This is a genomic window from Nocardia sp. NPDC059236 (assembly GCF_042754085.1).
Lineage (GTDB): Bacteria > Actinomycetota > Actinomycetes > Mycobacteriales > Mycobacteriaceae > Nocardia.
This window is the reverse complement of the sequence record NZ_JBHZAF010000037.1, coordinates 1-22,239: the sequence shown is the minus strand read 5'-3', so window position 1 is coordinate 22,239 and position 22,239 is coordinate 1. Positions and strand designations below refer to the sequence as shown.

Below are 22,239 nucleotides of genomic sequence, written 5' to 3'. Positions count from 1 at the left end.
CGTCCTCACCACTCACGAAAATCACCAGTCGCCATAAACTGGATAGGAAAGGCAAGAAGATGGTTCAATCTGCAAAACCGCTGGCAGGCAAGGTCGCTCTCGTTACCGGTGCAAGTCGCGGTGTAGGCAAGGGTGCCGCTATCGGACTCGGCGAAGCCGGTGCGACGGTCTACGTGACGGCCCGCGCCTCGGGCGCTGCCGGTAACCTCCCCGGAACAGCCCGGCAGACCGCCGACGAGGTCACCGCAGCCGGCGGCAAGGGTATCGCCCTGCTATGCGATCACACCGACGACGCTCAGGTCGACGCGGTCATCGAGCGAATCAAGGCCGACGAGGGCGGACTCGACGTACTCGTCAACTCTGTGTATTCGGCTCCCGGCATTCTGACGACTGCCGGGCCCAAGATGCCCGGCGGCGCTCCCTTCTGGGAAACGCCCGTCGAAGACGGCTGGGAAGCGGCGTTCACGCTGGGGGTCCGCGCGCACTATGTCGCTACGCGGAAAGCGATGCCATTGCTGCTCGATCGGTCGGGCCTGATCGTGGATATCGGGTCGCCTGGTAATTACGTCTACGTCGTCTCCACCCTGTACGGGATGGGCAAGGCGGCCGACGAGCGAATGGTGGCCCTGATGGCCCAGGAACTCGAGGATTACCCGGTGTCCATCCTGACACTGTGGCCTGGAGTCGTCCGCACCGAAGTCACGGGCAACGCTATGGATCATGACCCGGCCACGATGCGCAGCATTCTTCGGCTGCACTGGGAGAGAGTCCCCGGCGGCGAGGAGGACCTGGCGCGGATTCCCGACGGCGAGCTGATGGCCTTGACCCAATCGCCGACCTTCACCGGCCGCGCTATCGCGGCACTTGCGTCGGACCCGAACGTCAAGGCCAAGTCCGGCACAGTGATCTCGGTGCCGGGGGCCGCAAAGGAATATGGCTTCACCGACGTCGACGGAACGATTCCGGATGGACTGCGGTACCTCGATACCGAGGCCTGGCCACCGCTTGCGCCGCGGTAGCCGTCACCCGGTATAGGTAGGCAACGGATCGGGTGGATGGGGCCCCATCCACCCGGCAACCATCGCATGGTGCCTGCGTGAGGCGCCGGATTTCAATCGCGAGGATGAAGCGGTACCTGGGACAATCCACCCCAGCATAGAGCGATCACCGCGGCGACAGCTTCCGTCTTCGGAACGGCCCGCCCGGTTTCGAGCCAGTATCGCGCCGCGAACTGGCTGGCGCCTACCATCCCCACTGCGAGTATGCGGGCTTGGTGGGCGTTCAGTTCGGAGTTGTGTGTGACTATCTCGCAGACCGCACTTACGCAAGCGTCGTGGGCCCTTCCGACGTGCCACTGCACCGATGGTTCGGAAACCAGGTCGGAATTGAACACCAGCCGGAAGCCTTGCGTCTCGTTGTCCACGAAGTCGAAAAACGCCTGCACCACGCCGCGTAGTCGACACTGGTTGACAGCAGAGGCGTGCAGCGCACGCTGCACGCTCTTGGTCAGTGTGTCGGCGTTATCCTGCAGCACCGCGAGATACAGCTCGAGCTTGCTCGAAAACTGGCTGTACAGAGCGGGTTTGCTGTACCCGGCGTTTTGAGCGATTTCGTCCATGGTGGACGCGTGATAGCCGCGCGTCACGAACACCTTCGTGGCCGCAGCAAGAGTGTGTTGCCGCGCTTGCTGTCGCTGAACCGCGCGCATCGTGCGGTCGTAGATTCTTACCGACACCATGATCGGCCTCCGCTCTCACACTCAAACGGCTTGGATGGTTGTCGGCTGGTCCTCTCGCGACGGGACGGGACGACAACCATCACTTCCCAGGCACGGTCAACGAGTCTGCGCGGACCAAGATTCGCCGGAACCCGGTGTCACCGGGCTTGTCGATCGCGGTACAGCCGCCCTGGCGATCAGTCATCGATAGACTACCTTAACGATCGTTCGAACATTTGAGACGTGGGTCACGGACATGATCCGGGGCTCCGCAACCTTCGACATATCAGCTGTTCCGATCAAGGCTTTCCTGTGAAGCTACCGGTGGGCGGTAACTGACGAGAGTCCGTGCGAGACACTGGTATCGGACGATGAGATCTTCGAGCGGGACCGGTCCGTCCGGGTCGTACCAGCTGGTTATCGAGCTGCACATCGAGAACACCGAGCGTCTCGCGTCGTCGGGGTACGGGGTGGCGAAGATGCCGGTTTCCATTCCGGCGGTGATGATTTCGGTCATCACCGCCGAAGCATCCTCCTGCGGCAGGCTCAGCTTGTCCTGCAGCTCGGTATCGAGATTGCGAAGCTCGTTGCGCATCAGGTTGCTCTCGATCCTGTGATACGCGAGGTACTCGATCGTCGCGCCCACCAGCGCATCGAACCGAGCCAAGGGATCATCGCCAGCCGCTCCGAGCGCTGCGCCACAGATTCGGCGATTCTCGTCTATCCCGTTCCGGAGCAGCGCATATAGGAGTTCCTGCTTGCTGGGATAGTAGTGATAAAGAGTCGAGAGGCTCACGTCCGCGTCTCGGGCGATGTCACGGATGGACACACGGTGGAATCCGTACTCGGAGAAGGCTTTCAGGGCGGTCGAGGCGATCAAGGTGCGGCCGTCGCCGCGGGCTCGTAGCCGAGCGGCGGTCGGTCGGCCAGCCTTTCGACCCGCCGACGTCATCGGTCGGCCTCCATCCCGCCGGGTGATGTCACGTCGTTCGGGTCCAGTCGGCGTACCTGGACGGCATGACCGAGCTGGCAAGAACACTTCAGCTGGTTGTTCACCTTTTCCTGCCGTTTGCGTAGATCGGATCCGGCCCCGCGATTCTCGACGTTGCCCTGCCCCGCGACAGGCGGAGCCCGGACGCGCGGAGAGCGGGTTGCCTCACTGGTTCGTCTCGACCACGGAAGGCCGCCGGACGCCTTGACCGGCTCTATGATAACCATCAATTTAACGATCGTTCGAGTTCCGGTGGCGATGCTCGCATTACCCAGCCCGGCTTCCCCGATGAATCCCGCGCCCCGCCGCCATGTCACGGGCGATCGAGACCTCCTGACATAGCCGTGTGATCCATCTCCTATGCGGAGCGAGCGCTCCGCTTACGGTGTTATTTTTTTGCTTATCCGGAGTCGATCCTCCGGTTTGACGAGGAGTCATCAATGGAAACCGCCCGTCGAGCGCACTTTCAGGTGACGTTCGCAGTTCTCGCTCTGGGTGTGGGCGCCTACGCGCTGTTGCAGTCGCTGGTGATGCCGGTACTGCCGACCATCCAGGATGCACTGGGTACCAGCCAGACCAATATCACCTGGGTCCTGACGGCCTACTTATTGTCGGCGTCGATCTTCACCCCGATCATGGGCCGCCTCGGCGACATGCACGGTAAGAAGCGACTATTCGTGATCGCGCTCGTCGCGCTCGGGGCGGGCTCGCTGCTCGCGGCGCTCGCTACGAGCCTGTCCTTGATGATCGTGGCGCGGGCCATCCAGGGTGTCGGTGGTGGTGTGCTGCCCTTGGCATTCGGGATCATTCGCGACGAGTTCCCCAGGGAGAAAGTTCCCGGCGCCGTCGGCATCATTGCCGCCTTGACCGCAGTGGGCGCCGGACTGGGCATCGTGTTCGCCGGCCCCATCGTCGACGTTCTCAGCTACCACTGGCTGTTCTGGATCCCGCTCGTCATGATCATCATCGGCGCGGTGGCCGCCTTCTTCCTGATCCCGGAATCGGAAAACCGCAATGAGGGCAAGGTGAACTGGGGCACCGCACTGTTGTTGTCCGGTTGGCTGGTCACGCTGCTGTTGGCCGTGAGTGAGGCGCCGGGCTGGGGCTGGGGCTCGTCCAAGGTGCTCGGCCTGCTGGTGGCCGCGTTGATCATCGTGGTCACGTGGGTGATCGCCGAGGCACGCTCGTCCAATCCCCTGATCGACATGAAGATGATGCGGATTCGTACGGTGTGGGCGGCGAACCTGGTGGCGCTGTTGATGGGTGTCGGTATGTACGCGAACTTCGGCTTTCTGCCCCAGTTCTTGCAGACCCCGAAGTCGGCCGGTTACGGCTTCGGCGCTTCGGTGACCCAGTCTGGCCTGATGCTGCTTCCCATGACCGTCGGAATGTTCTTGCTGGGCTTGGCCTCCGGGCCGCTGGCGGCCCGCTTCGGTTCCAAGAACGTCCTGTTCGCGGGCTCGCTGATCGGCGCGGTGGGCTACTTCATGCTGGCGTTCCTGCACGAATTCGAGGTCGACATCTATATCGCGATGGCGATCGTCGGTATCGGCTTCGGTGTCGCCTTCTCGGCCATGTCCAATGTTGTTGTCGCCGCGGTATCTCCGGCGCAGACCGGTGTCGCCAGCGGGATGAACGCCAATATTCGGACTATCGGCGGTTCGCTCGGCGCCGCTTTCATGGCCAGTATCGTCACCATCGGGGCCGCACCCTCAGGGCTGCCGAAGGAATCCGGATACACCAACGGGTTCGTCATGCTCGGCATCGCAGTTGCATTGGGCGCCTTCGCCGCATTGTTCATCCCCGCAGTCAGACGGAACCAGGACTCACAGCTCGAGGATCCGGCTGAGCTCGCCCACGGCGAGTTGGCGCTGGTCGCGGGCGGTACCGTTGTGGGCGATGAATCTGAATGAGCCCAAGGTTCTGCGCCGCGATGCCGCGCAGAACCGTCAGCGGCTTCTGGATGCGGCCGAGCAGGTTTTCACCGAGCATGGGATGGACGCGAGCGTCGAGGAAATCGCACGCGTCGCCGGCGTCGGGATGGGCACGCTCTACCGCCGGTTTCCCACCAAGGACGCGCTGATCAGTGCGCTGGTCCGCAAGGTGTTGAACGATTTGCTGGCCATCGCGAACGCAGCCCGCGGCCGCACCGACGGCCGCGGGCTGGAACAGTTGCTCTACGGGACGGGCGAGGTCGTCGCATCACAGCGCGGCTGTCTGCCGCGATTGTGGAATGACGAAGAGACCCAGGAGCTGAAGGCCGAGTATTGGCGCATCGTGACCGAACTGCTTATCGCGGGCAAAGCGGCGGGCCGCATCCGTCAGGATCTCACCGACACCGATCTCGAGATCCAGTTCTGGGCGATTCGCGGCGTGATCGAAACAACCTGGGGGGTCGCCGACAATGCGTGGAAGCGGCATCTGGCGCTGTGTCTCGCCGGAATGCGGCCTGGCGCAGAGGAACTCGCCGAGGCGCCACTCGATGAACAGCTCGCGGCGCAGGCCCGGAGCCGCTGGCATTCGCGCGGAGAGAGCACGGAGACCGGTGCCGCAAGCCGGTCGGCCGAGTAACCGGCACGGTGTCACCGGCAACGAAACCAGGTGAGTTGCGTATCGTTCAACGGCAGTTCTGATACGCGGCCGGCGGCTCTGCCACCATTGGAACGCTACCTGAACAGAATGTCGGTGGCATTGATGTCCAAGTACTCGCGCAGCTCGATGATCTTGCCGTCCCGACACAAGAACACGAAGTGGTAGACATTTCGGTACACCCCGCCCTTCTTCAGGGTCGCCACGCTCTCAGCCTCAACTGCAAGGCGATCGCCGTCGATGGTGAACGCGACTGGCTTGATATCGATCTTTCCATCAGCCGACAGCTTGAAGAATTTTCGCAATCGCCTGGCAAAGTCCGATCCGGGCAACGTCTCCGGCAGATTGATCGCGCCGATCCAGTAACTGCTGTCCTCACTCATGCACGCGTTGACCCCTTCGGCATCGCCCTGGGTCATGGCCTGCAGGAACCGCTCGACGATCTCCTTGTTGGCCAGCTCTCGCGCGTCGTATTCACCTTCCGGCATGGTTCTGCTCTCCTCAACAGTCGGACTGCGTCGATCCCGACGACCAGAACAGCACTGTCGGGTCAAGCAAACACACCGTAGCGATATTCGACAAGTATGTCGAGTCTTGCGCAAGGGGGGCCGACAGTCCTTGTCGCACCTCAGCGCTACCGATCCCGAAGACCCGTTGCTCGAACCCAGATATCGGTGATGGCAACAACGGGATCGTCAGGGCAGCCGGCCTCGTCGCCACCGACAAACCACCAGTAACACGAGTTGGAGGTGAGCGAGACCAGCACCGATGCTGTCGTCAGCGGGTCGATCGAGAGGTCCGCGAGGCCGCGCCTTTGCCACCGTGTGATCGTGGACGCCACACGCTCGACATTTGCCCGCCGACTCTCCAGACGCTGCCGATGCACCTCGGGATCCATCGTGGCAACTTGCTCGATCAGCCCGTACATCCGCGCATTGGCCTTGTACACCTCGATGTACCGGCGATTCGAGTTCGTCAGCGCTCCGATCACCCCGACGTTCCCACCTTCTCGGCGAGCCGAGACGGCTGTGTCGATCTCTTCACGCACCTGCGAGGAAAGTTCCCTGAACACGTCGCTCTTCGTGGAGAAGTAGGTGTAGAAGGTCCCGCGGGACACACCGAGCCGGGTGACAATGTCCTCGATGCTGACGTCCACGTAACCGTGCTCCTCGAAAAGGGCCCGAGCAGCTGCAAGGATCGCGGATCTGGTGTTCTTGCCGCGGTCGGTACCGCGCGCCTCATGCGCAGTGCGGCGACTCGCTGCAGTGCCGGTCGGAACCCATCCTCCGCGGGTAACGTTCGACCTCGCCTCACCCTTGTCCGACTCCCCGGAGCGCGGCCCACGTGGCAACTGTTCTCGAGGACTGGCTTCCATCGGGCACCCTCCATGTCTGTCATCCGCGATCGAACACGCATCGCCCCTGCAGACTAGCGGCATGCGAACCCCGGGGATTTCGCGTACGCATCACGTCGGTCGAGACCAGTCCGTCACGGATGGCGAACCGCGTGGGGAGGCTCTGCGCCAGTTTCATTGTCACAACGACCGCAAATCGACATTGATGTCGAGTTTAGTTATGCTGGCGTCGTGAGCAGAGAAGGCGAATTGCTAGCTGGGGCGAACACAGACGAACAACAGGACACTCGCGCCGACGCACTGAGGGCGGAGATCCGCGCTTGGCTTGCGAAGAAGTGGGACTCGGACATGTCGTTGGTCGACTGGCGGCGGCTGCTGATCGACGAGGGCTGGGCGGTTCCATCGTGGCCACGTGAATGGCTCGGCCGAGGCCTGCCCCGGTGGGCCGACGCAGTCGTCGCCGAGGAGATCGAGGCCGCGGGGGCCGTGGGGAACCCCCTTGGGGCCGGTACAGGTCTCGCTGCTCCAACGATCCTGGCCCACGGCTCGAATGCCCTCCGCAAACGTTTCCTCCGCCCGATCCTTACCGGTGAGGAAACGTGGTGTCAGCTATTCAGTGAGCCAGGTGCGGGATCCGATCTCGCCGGCCTGGTCACTTCGGCTCGCCTGGACGGGGACGAATGGGTGATCTCTGGACAAAAGGTATGGAACACGAGTGCAGACCACGCAGACTTCGGGCTGTTGTTGGCGCGCACCGACACATCGGTGCCGAAACATCAGGGCCTCACCTACTTCGCGCTCCCGATGCGACAGCCCGGGGTCGAGGTGCGTCCACTACTGCAGATGAACGGGCATTCCTCATTCAACGAAGTTTTCCTCTCCGAGGCCAGGATCCCAGCCGAGTACGTCGTCGGCGAGGTGAACGGTGGCTGGTCGGTCGCGCTCACGACGCTGCAGTACGAGCGTCGATTCGGCGCGATGCGCCATGCCGACTTCACCGACCGCAGCGGGAAAGCCATCGACGAGGCGAAGCGCGAGGCCCAGCGGCATGCCGAGACCTACAAGTGGTATCCGCAGCGGGCCGGCCGCGTCGATCTCGTCCTGGAACTCGCCCGCAGTCTCGGCCGGGATCAGGACCCGATCGTCCGCCAGGAGATCGCTAAACTCCTCTCCCTGCACCGGGCTAGCGCCTGGACAGCCGAGCGCGCGCGGATTGCGCTCAAGCGCGGAGCGCGGCCCAGCGCCGAAGGCTCGCTGGGGAAGCTGGCCAACAGCCAGATTGCCAGGCAGGCAGCCGCGGTGCATTCCCTTGTTGCCGGCACCCACTGCATGCTGTCCGGCCCCGAGAGCCTCATGAGTGGCGTCATCGCCGAAGTCCTGGTGTCGACCCCGGCGCAGTCGATTGCCGGCGGGACCGACCAGATCCAGCGCAACATCGTGGGCGAGAAGATGCTTGGGCTCCCCAAAGAGCCGTCGGTCGAGACCGGCCGTGCGTTCCGCGATGTCCGCAGGGGCGGATAACAGATCGCTGCGATAAACGAGCCCGGGCATGCAGGTTCTGCCCGGGCTCGTTCGTCTGTCGAGGTTCATGTCCCGTGCTCATCCGGGCGATCTGCGACGTCACCGGAAGACGTCACCGGAAAAGGAAGAGGCCCAGGCAGTCGCTGCCTGGGCCTCTTCTTTTATTGCCAGTGATGCGCCGTTGTGATCCGACTCCGTCGGATCGCGGAGGGTGGGATCAACCGCGCGCCCGCGTGCACTCCTCGAGGAAGTCCAGCATCTCTCGCGCGAAGAGATCGTTGTCGTCTCCGGCCACCATGTGACCAGCCCCGGTTACGTTGACGAAGCGGGCGTGCGGGATCACAGCCAGCAGCTCCTGAGCACTCTCTGGGCTCACGATCCGCGATCCGCCGGCGCGCACGAGCAGTGCTGGAACTTTCAGGGCGGCAGCTGCGTCCATCGCCCGCCGGGTTCGCGCAGAAATCGTCTCGGGCGTGAGCTGCTCTGTCCGGGTGTCGAGGAACTTTGGATCCCAATGCCAATACCAGCGCCCGTTGCGCATGCGGAGGTTCTTCCGCATGCCCTCCGGCCGCGGTGGGCGCTTCCGGTTCGGGGTGTAGGCCATGACCGCTTCCGCCGCCTCTTCCAACGAGGCGAATCCCTTGCTGCCAGAACGCATGAATGCAGCGATTTCATCACGTCCCTCGGCCTCGATGCGAGGTGTGACGTCGACAAGAACGAGTCCGGAGGCCAGGTCCGGATCCTCGCCCTGCGCCAGGAGTGCCGTAATGCCGCCCAGCGAGGCACCGACCAATACCGGGCGCTCGCCGAGTGTGTCGATCACTGCGCGCAGGTCAGCGACCAGGGCATCCGGGGTGTAGTCCGAATCGGGCGCCCAGGAGCTGTCGCCGTGGCCCCTCGCGTCCAGTGCAATGGCAGTCCAGCCATGTTCAGCGAGCCGCTCTGCCGTGCGCTTCCACGAGTGGCGTGTCTGCCCGCCCCCGTGAAGAAGCAGTACGGTACCGAGCTGTTGGTGATCGGCCGGCGGACTCCAGCGGTCTGCGGCCAGAGTGACGTCTCGTCCGGCAAAGGTGAGCTGGTCGTGAATCACCATGTTTCTATCCCTTCTTCACCGGCGCCGACCGGCGCGTCGCTGCCAGATCTGTCTCTTGACGGTCCCAGGTCGTCGCCGTCCGCCCCTCATCGCGGAGCTGGAACTTCAAGACCCGACCGACCATGTTCTTCGGCAACTCATCACGGAACTCGATGAAGCGCGGCACAGCATAGGCAGGAACATGGTCCATCGACCACCTACAAAGCTCGTACTCCGTCAGGGAAGCGCCGTCGTGCAGAACGATGGTTGCCTTGATCTCGTCCTCGGAAAGCTCCGAGACGACCGCGTGCACCGCGATCTCACGGACCGCCGAATGCTGAAGGAACGCGCTCTCCATCTCGAAGCTCGAGATGTTCTCGCCGCCCTTTCGCAGGTAGTCCTTAGCCCGGTCGACGAAGAAGAAATAGCCATTTTCGTCCAACTTCCCGATATCTCCGGTGTTGAACCAGCCATCCTGGATCGCCCGGCTCGTGGCCTCTGGATTGTTCCAATAGCCATCCATCATCGCGTGCGGTTGAGTCGGCTTGACGAAGACCAGGCCCGGCACGCCCGCCGGGCATTCGTTGCCGTTCTCGTCGACGATTTTGAGGTCGAAGACTTCGAAGCGCCTTCCGGAGCTGTTAGCCGGCGACGGCTCGGCGATCCGGTTCTGGGTCACGATGGACGCTTCTGTGATGCCGAAGCCCGCGGGTCCCGAGTGTGGAACGCCGAACCTGTCTTTGAACAGCTGCTGCTCCTCGGCGCCCAACGGTGCGCCCTGGATCATTCGCAACTGTCCCTTGCACCTGATCGAGACGTCGGTGTCCGGCGCGTGCGCGACCAGCGTGACCATGGTGCTGATCAACATCGCGATCGTTGCCTTGCTTCGCTCGATCGCGGGCCAGAAGTCGCTCAATGAGAACTTCGGCGCTATCGACACGGTCGATCCAGTGATCAACGTCGGCGTGACGGCGGATCCCAGGCAGCCGAAGTAGTACATGGGCGCCGAAATCCAGAGGATGTCATCCTCACGCAGTTCGTAGCAGCGGATCATGGACCTGCCGCAGGTCGTGATGTAACCATGGCTTACGACACAGCCCTTGGACGGCCCCGTGGTCCCCGACGTGTACATCAACATTGCGGTCGTAGCGGGAGTGATGTCCGAGTCGTCCACTGCCTCGTTGCTGCCGGACTTGACCTCGTCGAGGCTGTATACCGTCAGATCACCCGCTGGCACCACATCGCCACGCACAATCACGGTGCGGACGAACGGGGCTCCGCCCGCGACAGTGGCGACCCGATCGACATACCCCGACTCGGCGACGACTATCTCCGTCTGGCTGTCAGCGATCTGATGACGAAGAAACTCGCCTTTGTACGCGGTGTTGATGGGTACGACGATCGCGCCCAGCCGCATCAGGCCAAGCCAGACGATCATGGTGTCCGCATGATTGTCGAGCATGTAGGCGACCCGCTGCCCGCGCTCGACACCGAGAGCCTTGAAGCCGTTGGCTGCACGATTCACAGCTTCGTGCAGCTTGCCATATGTCCACTTGTCACCCGAGAAGTCGCAGAAGACGTGATCAGCCCTTCGCGAGGCGTGATAGGACAGAATCTGCGGTGCCGTGAGAGCACTGAGGTTGTCAACGGTCATGGTCGGCCTTTCTCGGGCATATTTTGGATCACTGAACAGAGCGGCCGGGCCAGAAGCGACCTGGAGGGCTCGGTTCGGGGCAAGGTTTGTCGGATCGAAGCGCTCCGGGATCCACGAAGCGCCCTCGACAGGCCCTTTCACGGTCACGATGCCGAGGCTCGCGAGGACGTCGAGGATCGCTTCGAGCAACCGAGCCGGTGTCGCACGTCAGTCCTCCTTCGCCGCTTTCTGGCGGCCCAACCACGCGGCGACCATTCCGATCGACTCATCGGCCTCCGGCATGTTGCCGACATAGAGCTGATGCACGTGCGGCAGGTCATCCCACATCGTCAGGTCGACGTTCACGCCCGCGTGATAGGCGCGGTCCGCGAGCTTGGTGGCGTCGTCGAACAGAATGTCCTGTTGACTCACCTCGATGTGGAGCGGCGGGAGGTCAGCCATCGATGCCAGACCTGGCGAGATTCGCGGGTCGAAGGGGTCCCGGTCGCCGACGTACAGATTGCACGTCAGATCCAGCATTTCGGGCGTGGAGGCTTTATCTACGTCGGCCCTCGCCTTGATGGAAGGGTTGGTGAGCGTGAAATCGACGCACGGCGAGAGCAGGACGCAGCCACCGGCGCGGATACCCTCGTCGCGGAGTGCCTGCACGGTACCGAGAGCGAGCGAGGACCCGGCACTGTCGCCCCCTACCACGATCTGATCGGCCGGGTAGCCCTGCGACTCGAGCCACCGGAACGCCGCCATGGCGTCCTCGAGACCGGCGGGGTACGGGTTCTCGGGTGCGAGGCGGTAATCGAGGTTCAGCACTGGCCAGCCGGACCTGACGGCCAGGTGCCCCAGCAGGCGTGACCATCCTGCGGCGGCACCTGTCACCAATCCGCCCCCGTGGCAATGCATGTAGACCCATCCGACGCCACTGGTCTCGGGCTCATGCAGAAGTGCCGACGCGGTTCCGGCTTCGACCTCGGTCGTGCGGACTCCGGTGGGCTCGGTAGCCAGTGCAGCATTCGACAGGGATCGCCTACGAAGGTCCGCCAGCGTGGGAACCCACCCACGCTCGACAAGCTTGGTGCGGTAAGCGAACAGTCGTTCGTTGATGGCCTCGGCCTGCGGACTGACCATATCGGCTCCTATGCGGATCAGGTGGTTGATGGGTTCTTGGCGTACGCCCGCAGTCAGCCCTGCGGAGCTCCGTCGGCCTGCTCTGCCAGTACCGCCGCGCGCAGCGCGGAGCGGTTGAGCTTGCCCGTGTCGGTACGGGTCAGAGTCCGAAACTCGATGGATCGCGGCTGCTTGAACGACGCCAGCCTGTCCACCCAAAGGGCTTTCAGATCAGACAGGAGCTGAGGCCCGGGGATCACGCCTTCAGCGGGAGAGATCACCGCATGGACCCGGCTTCCCCATACCTCGTCAGGCAATCCGATAACTGCCGCGTCGCACACCGCGGGATGCTCGAGCAGAACGGCCTCGATTTCGGCGGGGTAGATGTTGACCCCTCCAGAGATAATCAGGTCGGACCGTCGGTCCGAGAGGAAGAGCCAGCCGGCCTCATCGAGATACCCCATGTCCCCCGCGGTGAAATACTCACCGTGCTGGGCCGCGGCAGTCTTCTCGGGGGCGTTGTGGTACTGGAACCGTTCCGGGTTTCTGAAGAAGACCATTCCGACCTCCCCCGGTGGCAGCTCCCTCCCGTTGTCGTCGAAGATTTTGACGTCGACGCCTTCCCAAGCCTTTCCCACGGTCCCGGGATGCTCGATCCAGTCCTTTGGCCAGACGGAGGTGCCGCCGCCCTCGGTCGAGGAATAGAACTCGTAGATAACGGGTCCCCACCAGTCGAGCATCGCTCGCTTCTCATGCGGTGGGCACGGAGCCGCGGCGTGCACAACAAAGTTCAGCGAGGAGATGTCGTACTGGCCGCGTACGTCCTCCGGCAGAGCAAGCAACCGGTGAAACATGGTGGGCACCATGAACGAAGAGGTCACACCGTGTGACTCGATGGTTTGCAGACACTCCTCCGCATCCCATTTCTGCATCAGAACGACCCGATACCCGCGCTGGAGGGCGCTGTAGGCATAGTTGTTCGGCCCTGAGTGGTAAAGCGGAGCCGTCACCAAATGGACGCCGGGTTCAGCGGGCCAGCCCATCCGGCGCGCCATCAGCGGATGCCGCAGTGCGAGAACATCTTCTGGCGCCTTCGACGAAGTCGGCCGCACCACTCCCTTGGGCTTGCCTGTTGTGCCGGATGTGTAGTACATCGACTGCCCCATGACGCGACGGCTGGCATCGATAGGTCCGCTGTCAGGAAGGTCGGTCAGGCTGCGGAAACCTGCCAAACCGCGACCGGCCGCGAAGCGCCGGTCGGCGTCTATCGGGATCCGATGGACGACCTCGAGCGCGAGATCGGCGAGTTCGGAATCTGTGAACAGCGCGGTCGAACCGCTGTCCCGGACGATGTACTCCACCTCAGTGGCCGTTTGGTGCCAGTTGATCGGTGTCAGGACGATGCCGAGCTGCGAGGTGGCCAGTTGCACTGCGAGCGAGGCAGGGACATTCGGGAACATGCTCGCGACGGTGTCGCCGGGTCCGTATCCCAGGCGGATCAGCTCGTTGGCGATCGAGTCCGACCAGCGCCGCAGTGCGCCGAAGGTGAGCGTCGTGCCATCGCCGGCCACGATCGCGACCTTGTCGGGCAGTTTGTCGGCGATCTCCCAGAAGCCAAGCGCCCCTTCCACCAGGTATGGAAGCAATTCGGGCGGATGAGAGGTTGTCATGATTCTTGCGTCCTTGCCTTCGCTCGTGTCCTGGTTGCTCAGCTTCGCCAGCCGGCGGTAATCGCGTTTCCCTGCTCCACGAATGCCTGTGCCTTGCCATGCAGGCTCAAACCCACCCCGATGTCGCCGCTCCCCTGGATCGCCCGCACATGTGAACCCTCCAGAATCACCGCCAGGCGGTAGCACGCATACGCCTGGTACCACTCGATCCTGTCCGGATCGGCCGAGGTTCGTTCCCGGTAGTGCGCCACGATCTCGGCGCGGGTGGGCAGCCCTGGCATCGGCCGCGCCGTCCCAACGAACCGAGGGTCGGGCGGGGTCGGCCAAGTGCACAACATCTGCCCCAGATCCAGAAGAGGATCACCGACCCGCGCGAGCTCCCAGTCGATGATTGCCTCGACGCGGTAGTCCCGTTCATTGAAGATCAGGTTGCCGATGTGGAAATCTCCATGCGTCAGCAAGAATTCCTGGTCGACGGGCATCGTCTGTTCGAGTCGATCCGCCAGCACCTCGATGCCGTCGAGATCGGCCGAGGACCAACCTTTTACCGATCTGTACTCGGCGAATACCGCCCGCAGGCGATCGAACTGCCCCCGAACGCCTGTTGGTGCTCGCCCGTCACGAACCAGCCCGCACGCGACCGGATCGACATGGCGCAGGGTGATCAGCGCATCGACCATCGCCAGCCCCAGCCTTCGCTGCCCCTCCAGATCGTCAGCCAATGCGTCCGAGACCGACAATCGAGGGCTGAAGCCCTCCACCGCCAGTGCGATGTAGAACGAATGGCCGAGTACATCCTCGCTGTCGCAGCAGGCGACCAGCCGGGCGTGAGGCACCTCTGTCTCGCCCAGCGCCGCGAGCAGCGCCGACTCCCGACGCATGCCCGCGCTCGCGCGGGACCCGGCACCTGGAGCCGGGCAGCGAAGGACGTACGAAGTGTCCGACCTCCTGAACCGCACGAGGATGTTCTGGGTCCCGCCCCCGAGCGCCCGCACATCCTCGATCGGCCCTTGACCAACGCCGTGGGTGTCCAGCCACGGCGTCAGGGCCGTCCAGTCGACCCTCGACTCTGATCCCAGCGCCGGCACTGTCACTACTCCTGCTCCAGCGAGGTGGCCGCTCGGACTTCTGCCAGCTCACGCGCGAACTTGGCTTCGGCCTCCTCCCGCAAACGCGGAAGATGATAAGACGGGAATAGCTCAACCGAGGGCTCGACATTGCGCATCAATTGCCGGGCCAGGCCCACCTTGTGGACTTCTGTGGCACCGTCGGCCAGTCCGTGGTGGTAACTCTCCAGGAGCCACTTGCCGAATACCAATTCCTTCGACACCCCGAGCGATCCATGGATCTGGATTGCTCGGGACGTGATGTCGTGCAGGACTTTCGGCAGCGCGATCTTGACTGCGGCAATATCCTTGATGACCTTCTTGTAGTCGTTCTCCTTGTCGATACGCCAGGCGGTCCGGAGCACCAACAAGCGGAATTGCTCCAGCTGGATCCACGAGTCGGCGAGCATGCCCTGAACGAACTGCTGATCACCCAGCCGCCGGCCGCGGGTCTGCCGTGACACGGCGCGCTCGAGCGACATCTCGAGGGCCTTGGTCGCCTTGCCGACAGTGCGCATCGCATGGTGGATACGACCGCCGCCGAGCCGGGTTTGAGCGACGAGGAAGCCGTCGCCCACGCCGCCAAGGATGTGATCGCTCGGGATACGCACGTCCTCCCACCGCGCGTAAGCGTGGGTGCCCTCTGCGTAGTCATGGCCCCACACACCGGTGTTCCGGACGATCGTGATGCCTGGGGTGTCCTTCGGGACAACGAACATCGACAGTCGCCGGTGCGGCGCCTCGTCCGGGTCCGTGACAGCCATGATGATGTAGAAATCTGCGAAGCGCTGGTTCGAGGCAAACCACTTCTCGCCGTTGATGACCCACTCGTCGCCGACCAGTTTGGCGGTGGTCCTGAACTCGGTCGGGTTCGATCCGCCCTGGGGTTCGGTCATCGTGAAACAGGAGACGATCTCGTTCGCGATGAGCGGCTCGAGATAGCGCTTCTTCAACTCCGGCGTCCCGAAGTGGGCCAGGATCTCTGAGTTCCCGGAGTCCGGGGCCTGCGTCCCGAACACGATCGGGCCGCTGTGCGTGCGCCCCAGGATCTCGTTGATCAGGCTCAGCTTCACCTGCCCGAACCCGGCGCCACCCAGTTCCGGCGTCAGGTGCGTGGCCCAAAGGCCGCGTTCCTTGACAATCTGCTGCAGAGGCGGAATCAGCTTCTGCCGCAAAGGATCCGACATGTCCCAGGCATGAGTGATGACCCTGTCTACCGGTTCGATCTCACTGGTGACGAATTCGTCGATCCAGTCGAGAGTCTTCTGGAACTCGGGATCCGTCTCGAACTGCCAACTCACACTCATGCCTTCCATCTCAGGTCGTTGTCGAAGGGGAAATTCAGCCGATAGAGGTGCGGCCGCCGTCGACGGCCAAGATCGCCCCCGTCGTGTACGACGACATCGGGCTTGCCAAGTAGAGAGCAGCGCCGACGATTTCCTCGGGGGAGCCGGCACGCCGGAGCGGGTAACGCTCCAGGTTCTTCGCGGCCTTCTCCATGTTCCAGTGTCGGCTTACGTCGGTCAGGAACGGTCCAGCCATGATCGCGTTGACGCGCACCTTCGGCCCGTACGCCTGCGCGAAGCCTTTCGTGATGATATTGAGCCCCGCCTTCGCGGCGGCGTACGGAAGCTCTACCGGCGTAGGCCGCTCGGCCGCTACAGAGCTGACGTTGATGATCGAGCCGCCGTCGCCATCTCGCATGTAGGCGCCGACGATTGCCGAGAGCCGGAATGCTCCCTTCAGATTCACGTCGAGGACCTTGTCGAAAAGCGCCTCGGTGACCGACTCGAGAGAGTCGTACAGGGGAGAGAGGCCAGCGTTGTTCACCAGTATGTCCAGTCGACCGAACTCATCGAGAGTCTTCGACAGGGCATCCGGCAGGCTGTCCCAGTCCCCGACATGACACTGCAGCGGAAGCGCTCGACGCCCCGTCCGCTCTCGCACCTCTGCCGCGGTCTTTTCGCAGGAATCCAGGTTCCTGCTGGCGATCACCACATCGGCCCCGGCTTCAGCGAACCCGAACACGATCTCGCGCCCCAGTCCCCGGCTACCGCCGGTGACCAGTGCGACCTTGCCTTCAAGGTTGAAGTCTTGTTGCGGCGCCATAGGTTATCCCATCTTCCTGATCGACTCGTACAAATCCGCACCGCGTTCATTCGGCAACCAGGTTCTCGAACGATCGCTAGAATAATAACTCGTGCCGATCACCGAAAGTTCGCGAAAGTCGTCCGCAGACAATCCCCATCCTGCGGAAACACCAAATCCAGCAAGGTCGGGTTGCGGATGATCGACGGTGGTCGTTCCGACGGCCACGCACACGCCGTTCACGCTCGCTCCAGATTCTCGATGATGGTCGCGTTCGCCATTCCGCCCGCCTCGCACATCGTCTGCAGCCCGTACCGGAGCCCGTTGTCCCTGAGGTGGTGCACCAGGGTGGTCATCAACCGGGCGCCGGAGCCGCCGAGTGGATGCCCAAGCGCGATAGCACCGCCGAGAGGGTTGAGACGCGCCGGATCGACCCCTGTCTCACTGAGCCAAGCGGCGGGGACACTGGCGAACGCCTCGTTCACCTCGAACGCGTCGATATCACCCACACCGAGGCCAGTCTTACGCAGCACTTTCTCGGTAGCCGGGATCGGTGCGGACAGCATCAGAATGGGATTTACGGCGGCGAGGGCACCAGCGTGATAGCGAGCAATCGGGCGCAGGCCCAACTCCGCAGCCTTCTCGGAGGTGGTGATGAGCAGGGCCGCGGCACCGTCGGAGATCTGGGAGGAATTGCCCGCAGTAATGACGCCGTCCTCGGCGAACGCAGGCTTGAGCCGGCCAAGAGCCTCGAGTGACGAGTTAGTGCGAATACCCTGGTCGTGAAGCATCTCGAAGGGGTTGCCGTCCGCGTCGAGGCCCTCGATCGGAGCAATCTGGCCGGTGAACGCACCGCTCTCGGTTGCGGCGGCAGCCCGTGCATGCGACTCGAGCGCGAACTCGTCGAGTGCGGTGCGAGACAGCGCCCATTTCTCGGCCATCATTTCTGCGCCGACGCCCTGGCTGAATCGTGGCTGACCGTATCGGGACGTGATCGACGGGCCATACGGTACGCCTGGTCCGTTGTTCTTGTTGGATCCCATCGGAACTCGGGTCATCGACTCGACCCCGCCTGCGACAACAAGGTCGTAGGTGCCGGCGATGACGCTCGCGGCAGCGAAGTCGACCGCCTGCTGAGAAGACCCGCACGCCCGGTCCACAACGGTACCCGGGATGCTTTCGGGCCAACCCGCGGCCAGCGCCGCGAACCGCCCGACATTGCCCGACTGCTCACCAGCGGTGGTCACACATCCCCAGACGACGTCCTCGATGAGGACCGGGTCGAGCGAATTCCGATCGACCAACGCCTTGAGAACATGCGCCGAGAGGTCAACCGGATGCCACTCGCGCAAGGCGCCGTTCCGCTTTCCAACCGGAGTCCGAACAGCGTCGACGATTACTGCATCGCGCATTCCAAGGCCTTTCTTCTGCAATTCCTGTTTGAGTTCGGTCGTGCATACGCTTCGACGCGGCGCCGTCGGCCGGGCCGCACCGCCCAGCGCCATTCGTTATGACTCCGGAGGGTCGTTGCGCCCCATGGCAGCGAGGCCCTCGTAGGCGAAGCCCATTCCGAGCAGGTCGACCATCTGCTTGCGAATCGGCTGAACCAGCAGCGCCCGGGTGAATCGACGTGTGATGTCCGGTTTCGCGGCAATCTGATCGGCAATCTCCCTAGCCCTCGGCAGAACGTCAGCCGCTGGGAGGACCTCGGCGACCAGCCCGAGTCGCAATGCCTCGGCAGCATCGATCACGCTGCCGGTGTACATGAATGCCCGGGCTCGGTTGACTCCCATCAACATCGTGGAGACGACATGGATGCCGTCACCAGGCACAAGGTTCTGCAGGTGAAAGTGCGCCGAGTCTTCGAACGAGGCAGTCTCGGACGCAATGATCACGTCCGACAGGAGAGCAGTCTCGCAGTGCCGGCGGACCGGTCCGTTGACCGCGCAGATCACCGGCACCGGAATGTCGAGAATGGCATTCACCATCTCGCGGCCGTCACTGAACGCCTCACGCTCCCAGTAGGTTGCGTTGCGATCGGGACCGGCAGTCTTCCCGTCCGGCTCGCTGGCCCGCGGCCCGAGGAACTCTTCACCGGACCCGGTCAGAAGCACCGCAGAGTTGCCCCGATCCAGTGCGATATCCCGGAATGCGCGCGTTAGGCAGCGGTGAGCGGCCGTGCCCCACCTGAGCGAACCACCATCGGTATGCAGGACAACTTCGAGTACGCCGTTCTTCGCGCGCGTCATCTGTACGAACTCATGACGATCGAAATAGTCCTCGAACGAGGGCATGCTCATTTCCTCCACTCCACTGTGGGACTTGGAGACCCAGGTCACCAAATCGGCACTTTGTCTCGAACGTTCGTTAAATATAGGCAGCACCGCTTCATTGGTCAAGCCGCCCCGTCGCCGGCAGATGACCGATCTACCGCGACCGACGCCGGAGCGACCATGGGGACGCTCGACGCCCCCTCGAATCAACCGGCCGATCAGACCGCGTCGACGCTGTCGCGGTACCCGACGAGAGTGTGCGCCAGATACAGGCTCCGCGTCACGATCTCGTCCAACGGGAGCCGCCCTTGCGGGTCATACCACTGAGCGATGGAGTTGCACATCGCCCACACTGCCCGCCTGGCCTCGTCCGGATAGGGCGTGTCGAACACCCCCGCCGCACGACCTTCTTCAATCACCGATGCCATCTTCTTCGTGGCATCCCGCTGCGGCTTCGTCAACTCGTCCTGAGCCCACGGCTCGAGGTATCGCAGCTCGGTGAGCATCAATCTACTCTCGATCTGATGCGTCGCCCGGTATTCGATCAGGCCCGACGTGAGCGCGTCGAACTGGGCAACAGGGCCCTCTCCGGCAGCTCCGAGGCGCCGATCAAGGATCCGCCGATAGTCCTCGATCCCATCGCTGAGGATCGACTTCAACAGGTCGTGCTTGTTCGAGTAGTAGTAGTACAGCGCCGAGAGGCTCATCTCCGAGCGCTTGGCGATGTCACGGATCGACACTCCGTGGTAGCCGAGCTCCGAAAAAGCCACCTTCGCGACCTCTGTAATCACCGCCCCACCATCGCCCCGGACCCGCGGCAGTGCGCCTGCGGTCCTGGAGTGGTTCCCTTGTGTCATGTCGGCTCCCTAGACTTCAGCCTGCAGCCTGCTGCGTCGGCGACGGCGAATCTGAACGTTCGATAAAAACAAGCATTTTAGAAGATAGGCTCCCTGTCAACGCAGATGCGGTGGAATGTTCCCATCGCCCGCACAGGTAGCACGTCATCGCGGTTCCCGGAGCACGGCCCGAGGCTCGGTGGCGATCCCGCAGGGGTGTGCCGCCATACCTCTGCGACACTGGACTGACCACGATCGAGGAGGCCGGATCATGCCGGAGTCGCCCACCGCGCGAAGCCGGCGGTCCAACCATCGCTATCGCCCCAAGGGCATGGGCGCCGTCCTGATTACCGAGGCGGCGACGCGCGCGTTCGCTGAGCGCGGATTCCACGGAGTCTCGATTCGCGAACTTGCCGACGGGGCCGATGTCAGCCTCTCGACATTTTACTGGTTCTATCCAAGCAAGCAGGACGTACTCTTTGCCGTGATCGACGAGGCGCTGCGCGGCCATCTGAAGATCATCTCGGCCGCGATGGCGGAAGCCACAGACGACCCGGTAGCCCAGCTTGATGCGTTCGTCGGGGCAGTGGTCGAGTACAGAGCGCGACATTCTCTCGAGAGCCTACTGCTGAACGAGACTCGCAATCTCAGTCCCGAGATGATCACCAAGCTCGACGAGGCGCATGGCGAGTCGCGAAGGCTCCTGTCGACGATCATCAATGCCGGGATTGCGACCGGCACGTTCACCACCCCGTACCCCGATGATGCGCGACGAGCAATCATCGCAATGTGCAACGCCATCCCTCGTTGGTACGACGCTGACAGCTCGATCGCCGTGCCCGAACTCGTCGCACGCCATCGTGATCTTGCCCGTGCTCTTGTCGGCGCCGAGGCGCCGACAAGACCGTCGGCGTAGTTACGAGGAACCGCCGTCGTCGATCGCGGGCCGACTACCTGACCGAGGTCACAGGTAGTCCGCATTCTCGCGCTGCCACCGGGCCATCAGGAGGATCTCCTCGCGGTCGTAGCTGCGACCGGGGTGACGCCGACCCAAGTGGTCGAGGGCGCGCCGTACCAGATCGTCGGAATCCTCACCCACGATGGTCTCTCCGCAGGGGCATCCCAGCCGAGTCTCCATTTTCTATCTCCCCACTACTGGATCGAACGTTCGGAACATGCTTCAATGCTAACCACCACTGTTACGCCCGCCACAATCAAGACCGACCAGGATGCCGAATATGATCAACCTCGATACCATCCCTGCGCACGTTCCGCGCGAGCTCGTCGTCGACTTCAACCTGTACGACCTGGAGGGCGGCAACGACGACCCCCAAACGTCCTGGAAGCGGAACCTCGGAGCCGCCCTCAAAGAGCCTCTGCTGTACACCCCGCACAGCGGCGGGCACTGGATCGCCACACGTCCCGAAGACATCGCCGCGATTCAGCGCGACGCAACCGCATGGTCCAGCCAAGACGTCACCGCCCCTAAACACGTCGGCGACCGGTTTCTCCCCCTCGAATCCGACGACCCGGAACACGCTGCCTACCGCAAAGCGTTCCTGGCCATGGTGTCGAACAAGGCGCTGCGCGAGATCGAGCCACCAGCGCGCGCATTGGCCGTCGACCTGATCGAGGGTTTCCAGGAAAAGGGGCACTGCGACTTCATCAGCGACCTCGCGCTCAAGTTCCCGCTCGCGGTCTTCCTCAACATCATGGGCCTGCCCGTCGAAGACGGGATCATGATCAACGATTGGCTCCACACGTACGTAAGCACAAGCGTCGTCGAGGAGAAGATCAGAATCGCCGGACAGATCGCGACGTACGTCCGGGCTCAGGTCGATGATCGGATCGAGAACCCTCGCGATGACGGTCTCACCCAGATCACCAAGGGTCAGATGGGCGACCGCCCACTGACACGGGAAGAGATCTACAACATCGCCCAGATGCTCACCATGGGCGGAATCGACTCCGTCGCCATGCACCTGAGCTTCATCGTCATCCATCTCGCGCAGAATCCCGACAAGCGCGAGTACGTCCGCAACAACCTCGACTCGCTCGAACGCATCATCACCGAGTACGGTCGCCGCTACTTCATCAACAACATGTTCCGCACCGTCACCGAGGACCGCGAATTCCACGGAGTCCAACTCAAGGCAGGCGACCTCATCGCATTGACTGGGCCCCGATGGCGGTCCACCGGCTATGCGAGTTGTAGCCGTTGCTCGAACTCGGTCGGTGACCATTGCTGCCGGAATGCTTGCGGGGTA

The 22,239-nt window shown here is 63.1% G+C and carries 21 protein-coding genes; 6 read left to right on the top strand and 15 right to left on the bottom strand.

Going from position 1 to position 22,239, the window contains the following annotated elements; genetic code table 11:
* Window positions 1-59 precede the first annotated feature (59 nt).
* The gene (locus ACFXIV_RS45635) at window positions 60-1,019 is read left to right on the top strand and encodes an SDR family NAD(P)-dependent oxidoreductase (RefSeq protein ID WP_379403767.1); all 960 of its coding nucleotides are present in this window, start codon (window positions 60-62) and stop codon (window positions 1,017-1,019) included.
* Between the two features lie 92 nt (window positions 1,020-1,111).
* Here ACFXIV_RS45635 and ACFXIV_RS45630 read toward each other — a convergent pair whose 3' ends face one another.
* Both ACFXIV_RS45630 and ACFXIV_RS45625 read right to left on the bottom strand, forming a co-directional pair.
* Complete coding sequence (locus ACFXIV_RS45630; protein ID WP_379403768.1) at window positions 1,112-1,738, bottom strand: TetR/AcrR family transcriptional regulator; 627 nt, start codon at window positions 1,736-1,738, stop codon at window positions 1,112-1,114.
* Window positions 1,739-2,003: 265 nt separating this feature from the next.
* Window positions 2,004-2,669 (bottom strand): TetR/AcrR family transcriptional regulator, encoded by a 666-nt coding sequence (locus tag ACFXIV_RS45625; protein ID WP_379403769.1) that lies wholly within the window; start codon window positions 2,667-2,669, stop codon window positions 2,004-2,006.
* A 479-nt stretch (window positions 2,670-3,148) separates the two neighbouring features.
* Between ACFXIV_RS45625 and ACFXIV_RS45620 the strand changes: the two genes are divergently transcribed.
* Both ACFXIV_RS45620 and ACFXIV_RS45615 read left to right on the top strand, forming a co-directional pair.
* A complete protein-coding gene (locus ACFXIV_RS45620) occupies window positions 3,149-4,621 on the top strand; it encodes an MFS transporter (RefSeq protein ID WP_379403770.1) in 1,473 nt (490 codons plus the stop codon).
* Window positions 4,608-5,279 (top strand): TetR/AcrR family transcriptional regulator, encoded by a 672-nt coding sequence (locus ACFXIV_RS45615; RefSeq protein WP_379403771.1) that lies wholly within the window; start codon window positions 4,608-4,610, stop codon window positions 5,277-5,279. Before ACFXIV_RS45620 ends, ACFXIV_RS45615 begins: the two co-directional genes overlap by 14 nt.
* A gap of 95 nt (window positions 5,280-5,374) precedes the next feature.
* Here ACFXIV_RS45615 and ACFXIV_RS45610 read toward each other — a convergent pair whose 3' ends face one another.
* Together ACFXIV_RS45610 and ACFXIV_RS45605 are read right to left on the bottom strand one after the other, a co-directional pair.
* The gene (locus tag ACFXIV_RS45610) at window positions 5,375-5,785 is read right to left on the bottom strand and encodes a nuclear transport factor 2 family protein (protein ID WP_379403772.1); all 411 of its coding nucleotides are present in this window, start codon (window positions 5,783-5,785) and stop codon (window positions 5,375-5,377) included.
* Window positions 5,786-5,931: 146 nt separating this feature from the next.
* Window positions 5,932-6,672, bottom strand: coding sequence for a TetR/AcrR family transcriptional regulator (locus ACFXIV_RS45605; protein WP_379421469.1), 741 nt, complete (start codon window positions 6,670-6,672; stop codon window positions 5,932-5,934).
* Window positions 6,673-6,882: 210 nt separating this feature from the next.
* Here ACFXIV_RS45605 and ACFXIV_RS45600 point away from each other — a divergent pair, with 210 nt between their 5' ends.
* A complete protein-coding gene (locus ACFXIV_RS45600) occupies window positions 6,883-8,172 on the top strand; it encodes an acyl-CoA dehydrogenase family protein (protein WP_379403774.1) in 1,290 nt (429 codons plus the stop codon).
* Window positions 8,173-8,389: 217 nt separating this feature from the next.
* On the opposite strand, the gene ACFXIV_RS45595 is transcribed toward ACFXIV_RS45600, so the two are convergent.
* The 10 genes from ACFXIV_RS45595 to ACFXIV_RS45550 all read right to left on the bottom strand — a co-directional run bounded on the left by ACFXIV_RS45595 (window position 8,390) and on the right by ACFXIV_RS45550 (window position 19,993).
* Window positions 8,390-9,265 carry an alpha/beta fold hydrolase gene (locus ACFXIV_RS45595; protein ID WP_379403775.1) on the bottom strand — a complete coding sequence of 292 codons (876 nt, stop codon included), beginning with the start codon at window positions 9,263-9,265 and terminating at the stop codon, window positions 8,390-8,392.
* Between the two features lie 4 nt (window positions 9,266-9,269).
* A complete protein-coding gene (locus tag ACFXIV_RS45590; RefSeq protein WP_379403776.1) occupies window positions 9,270-11,087 on the bottom strand; it encodes an AMP-binding protein in 1,818 nt (605 codons plus the stop codon).
* Window positions 11,088-11,105: 18 nt separating this feature from the next.
* On the bottom strand, window positions 11,106-12,020 hold the full coding sequence (locus ACFXIV_RS45585) for an alpha/beta hydrolase (RefSeq protein WP_379403777.1): 915 nt from the start codon (window positions 12,018-12,020) through the stop codon (window positions 11,106-11,108).
* A gap of 53 nt (window positions 12,021-12,073) precedes the next feature.
* Window positions 12,074-13,669 carry an AMP-binding protein gene (locus tag ACFXIV_RS45580; RefSeq protein ID WP_379403778.1) on the bottom strand — a complete coding sequence of 532 codons (1,596 nt, stop codon included), beginning with the start codon at window positions 13,667-13,669 and terminating at the stop codon, window positions 12,074-12,076.
* A gap of 38 nt (window positions 13,670-13,707) precedes the next feature.
* Entirely contained in the window at window positions 13,708-14,757 is a 1,050-nt protein-coding gene (locus ACFXIV_RS45575) for a phosphotransferase family protein (RefSeq protein ID WP_379403779.1), read from the bottom strand.
* 5 nt (window positions 14,758-14,762) lie between these two features.
* Complete coding sequence (locus ACFXIV_RS45570) at window positions 14,763-16,076, bottom strand: acyl-CoA dehydrogenase family protein (RefSeq protein WP_379403780.1); 1,314 nt, start codon at window positions 16,074-16,076, stop codon at window positions 14,763-14,765.
* A gap of 40 nt (window positions 16,077-16,116) precedes the next feature.
* Entirely contained in the window at window positions 16,117-16,884 is a 768-nt protein-coding gene (locus ACFXIV_RS45565) for an SDR family NAD(P)-dependent oxidoreductase (protein WP_379403781.1), read from the bottom strand.
* Window positions 16,885-17,102: 218 nt separating this feature from the next.
* Window positions 17,103-18,275: a thiolase family protein gene (locus ACFXIV_RS45560; RefSeq protein ID WP_379403787.1), complete on the bottom strand. Its 1,173-nt coding sequence runs from the start codon at window positions 18,273-18,275 to the stop codon at window positions 17,103-17,105.
* 96 nt (window positions 18,276-18,371) lie between these two features.
* Window positions 18,372-19,157, bottom strand: a complete 786-nt coding sequence (locus tag ACFXIV_RS45555) for an enoyl-CoA hydratase/isomerase family protein (protein WP_379403782.1) — start codon at window positions 19,155-19,157, stop codon at window positions 18,372-18,374.
* A gap of 197 nt (window positions 19,158-19,354) precedes the next feature.
* Window positions 19,355-19,993 (bottom strand): TetR/AcrR family transcriptional regulator, encoded by a 639-nt coding sequence (locus tag ACFXIV_RS45550; RefSeq protein WP_379403783.1) that lies wholly within the window; start codon window positions 19,991-19,993, stop codon window positions 19,355-19,357.
* Window positions 19,994-20,243: 250 nt separating this feature from the next.
* On the opposite strand from ACFXIV_RS45550, the gene ACFXIV_RS45545 reads away from it, so the two are divergent.
* Window positions 20,244-20,888: a TetR/AcrR family transcriptional regulator gene (locus tag ACFXIV_RS45545; protein ID WP_379403784.1), complete on the top strand. Its 645-nt coding sequence runs from the start codon at window positions 20,244-20,246 to the stop codon at window positions 20,886-20,888.
* Window positions 20,889-20,936: 48 nt separating this feature from the next.
* On the opposite strand, the gene ACFXIV_RS45540 is transcribed toward ACFXIV_RS45545, so the two are convergent.
* Complete coding sequence (locus ACFXIV_RS45540) at window positions 20,937-21,071, bottom strand: DUF1059 domain-containing protein (protein ID WP_379421468.1); 135 nt, start codon at window positions 21,069-21,071, stop codon at window positions 20,937-20,939.
* 139 nt (window positions 21,072-21,210) lie between these two features.
* Here ACFXIV_RS45540 and ACFXIV_RS45535 point away from each other — a divergent pair.
* A partial coding sequence (locus ACFXIV_RS45535) for a hypothetical protein (RefSeq protein WP_379403786.1) occupies window positions 21,211-22,239 on the top strand: 1,029 nt, incomplete at its 3' end.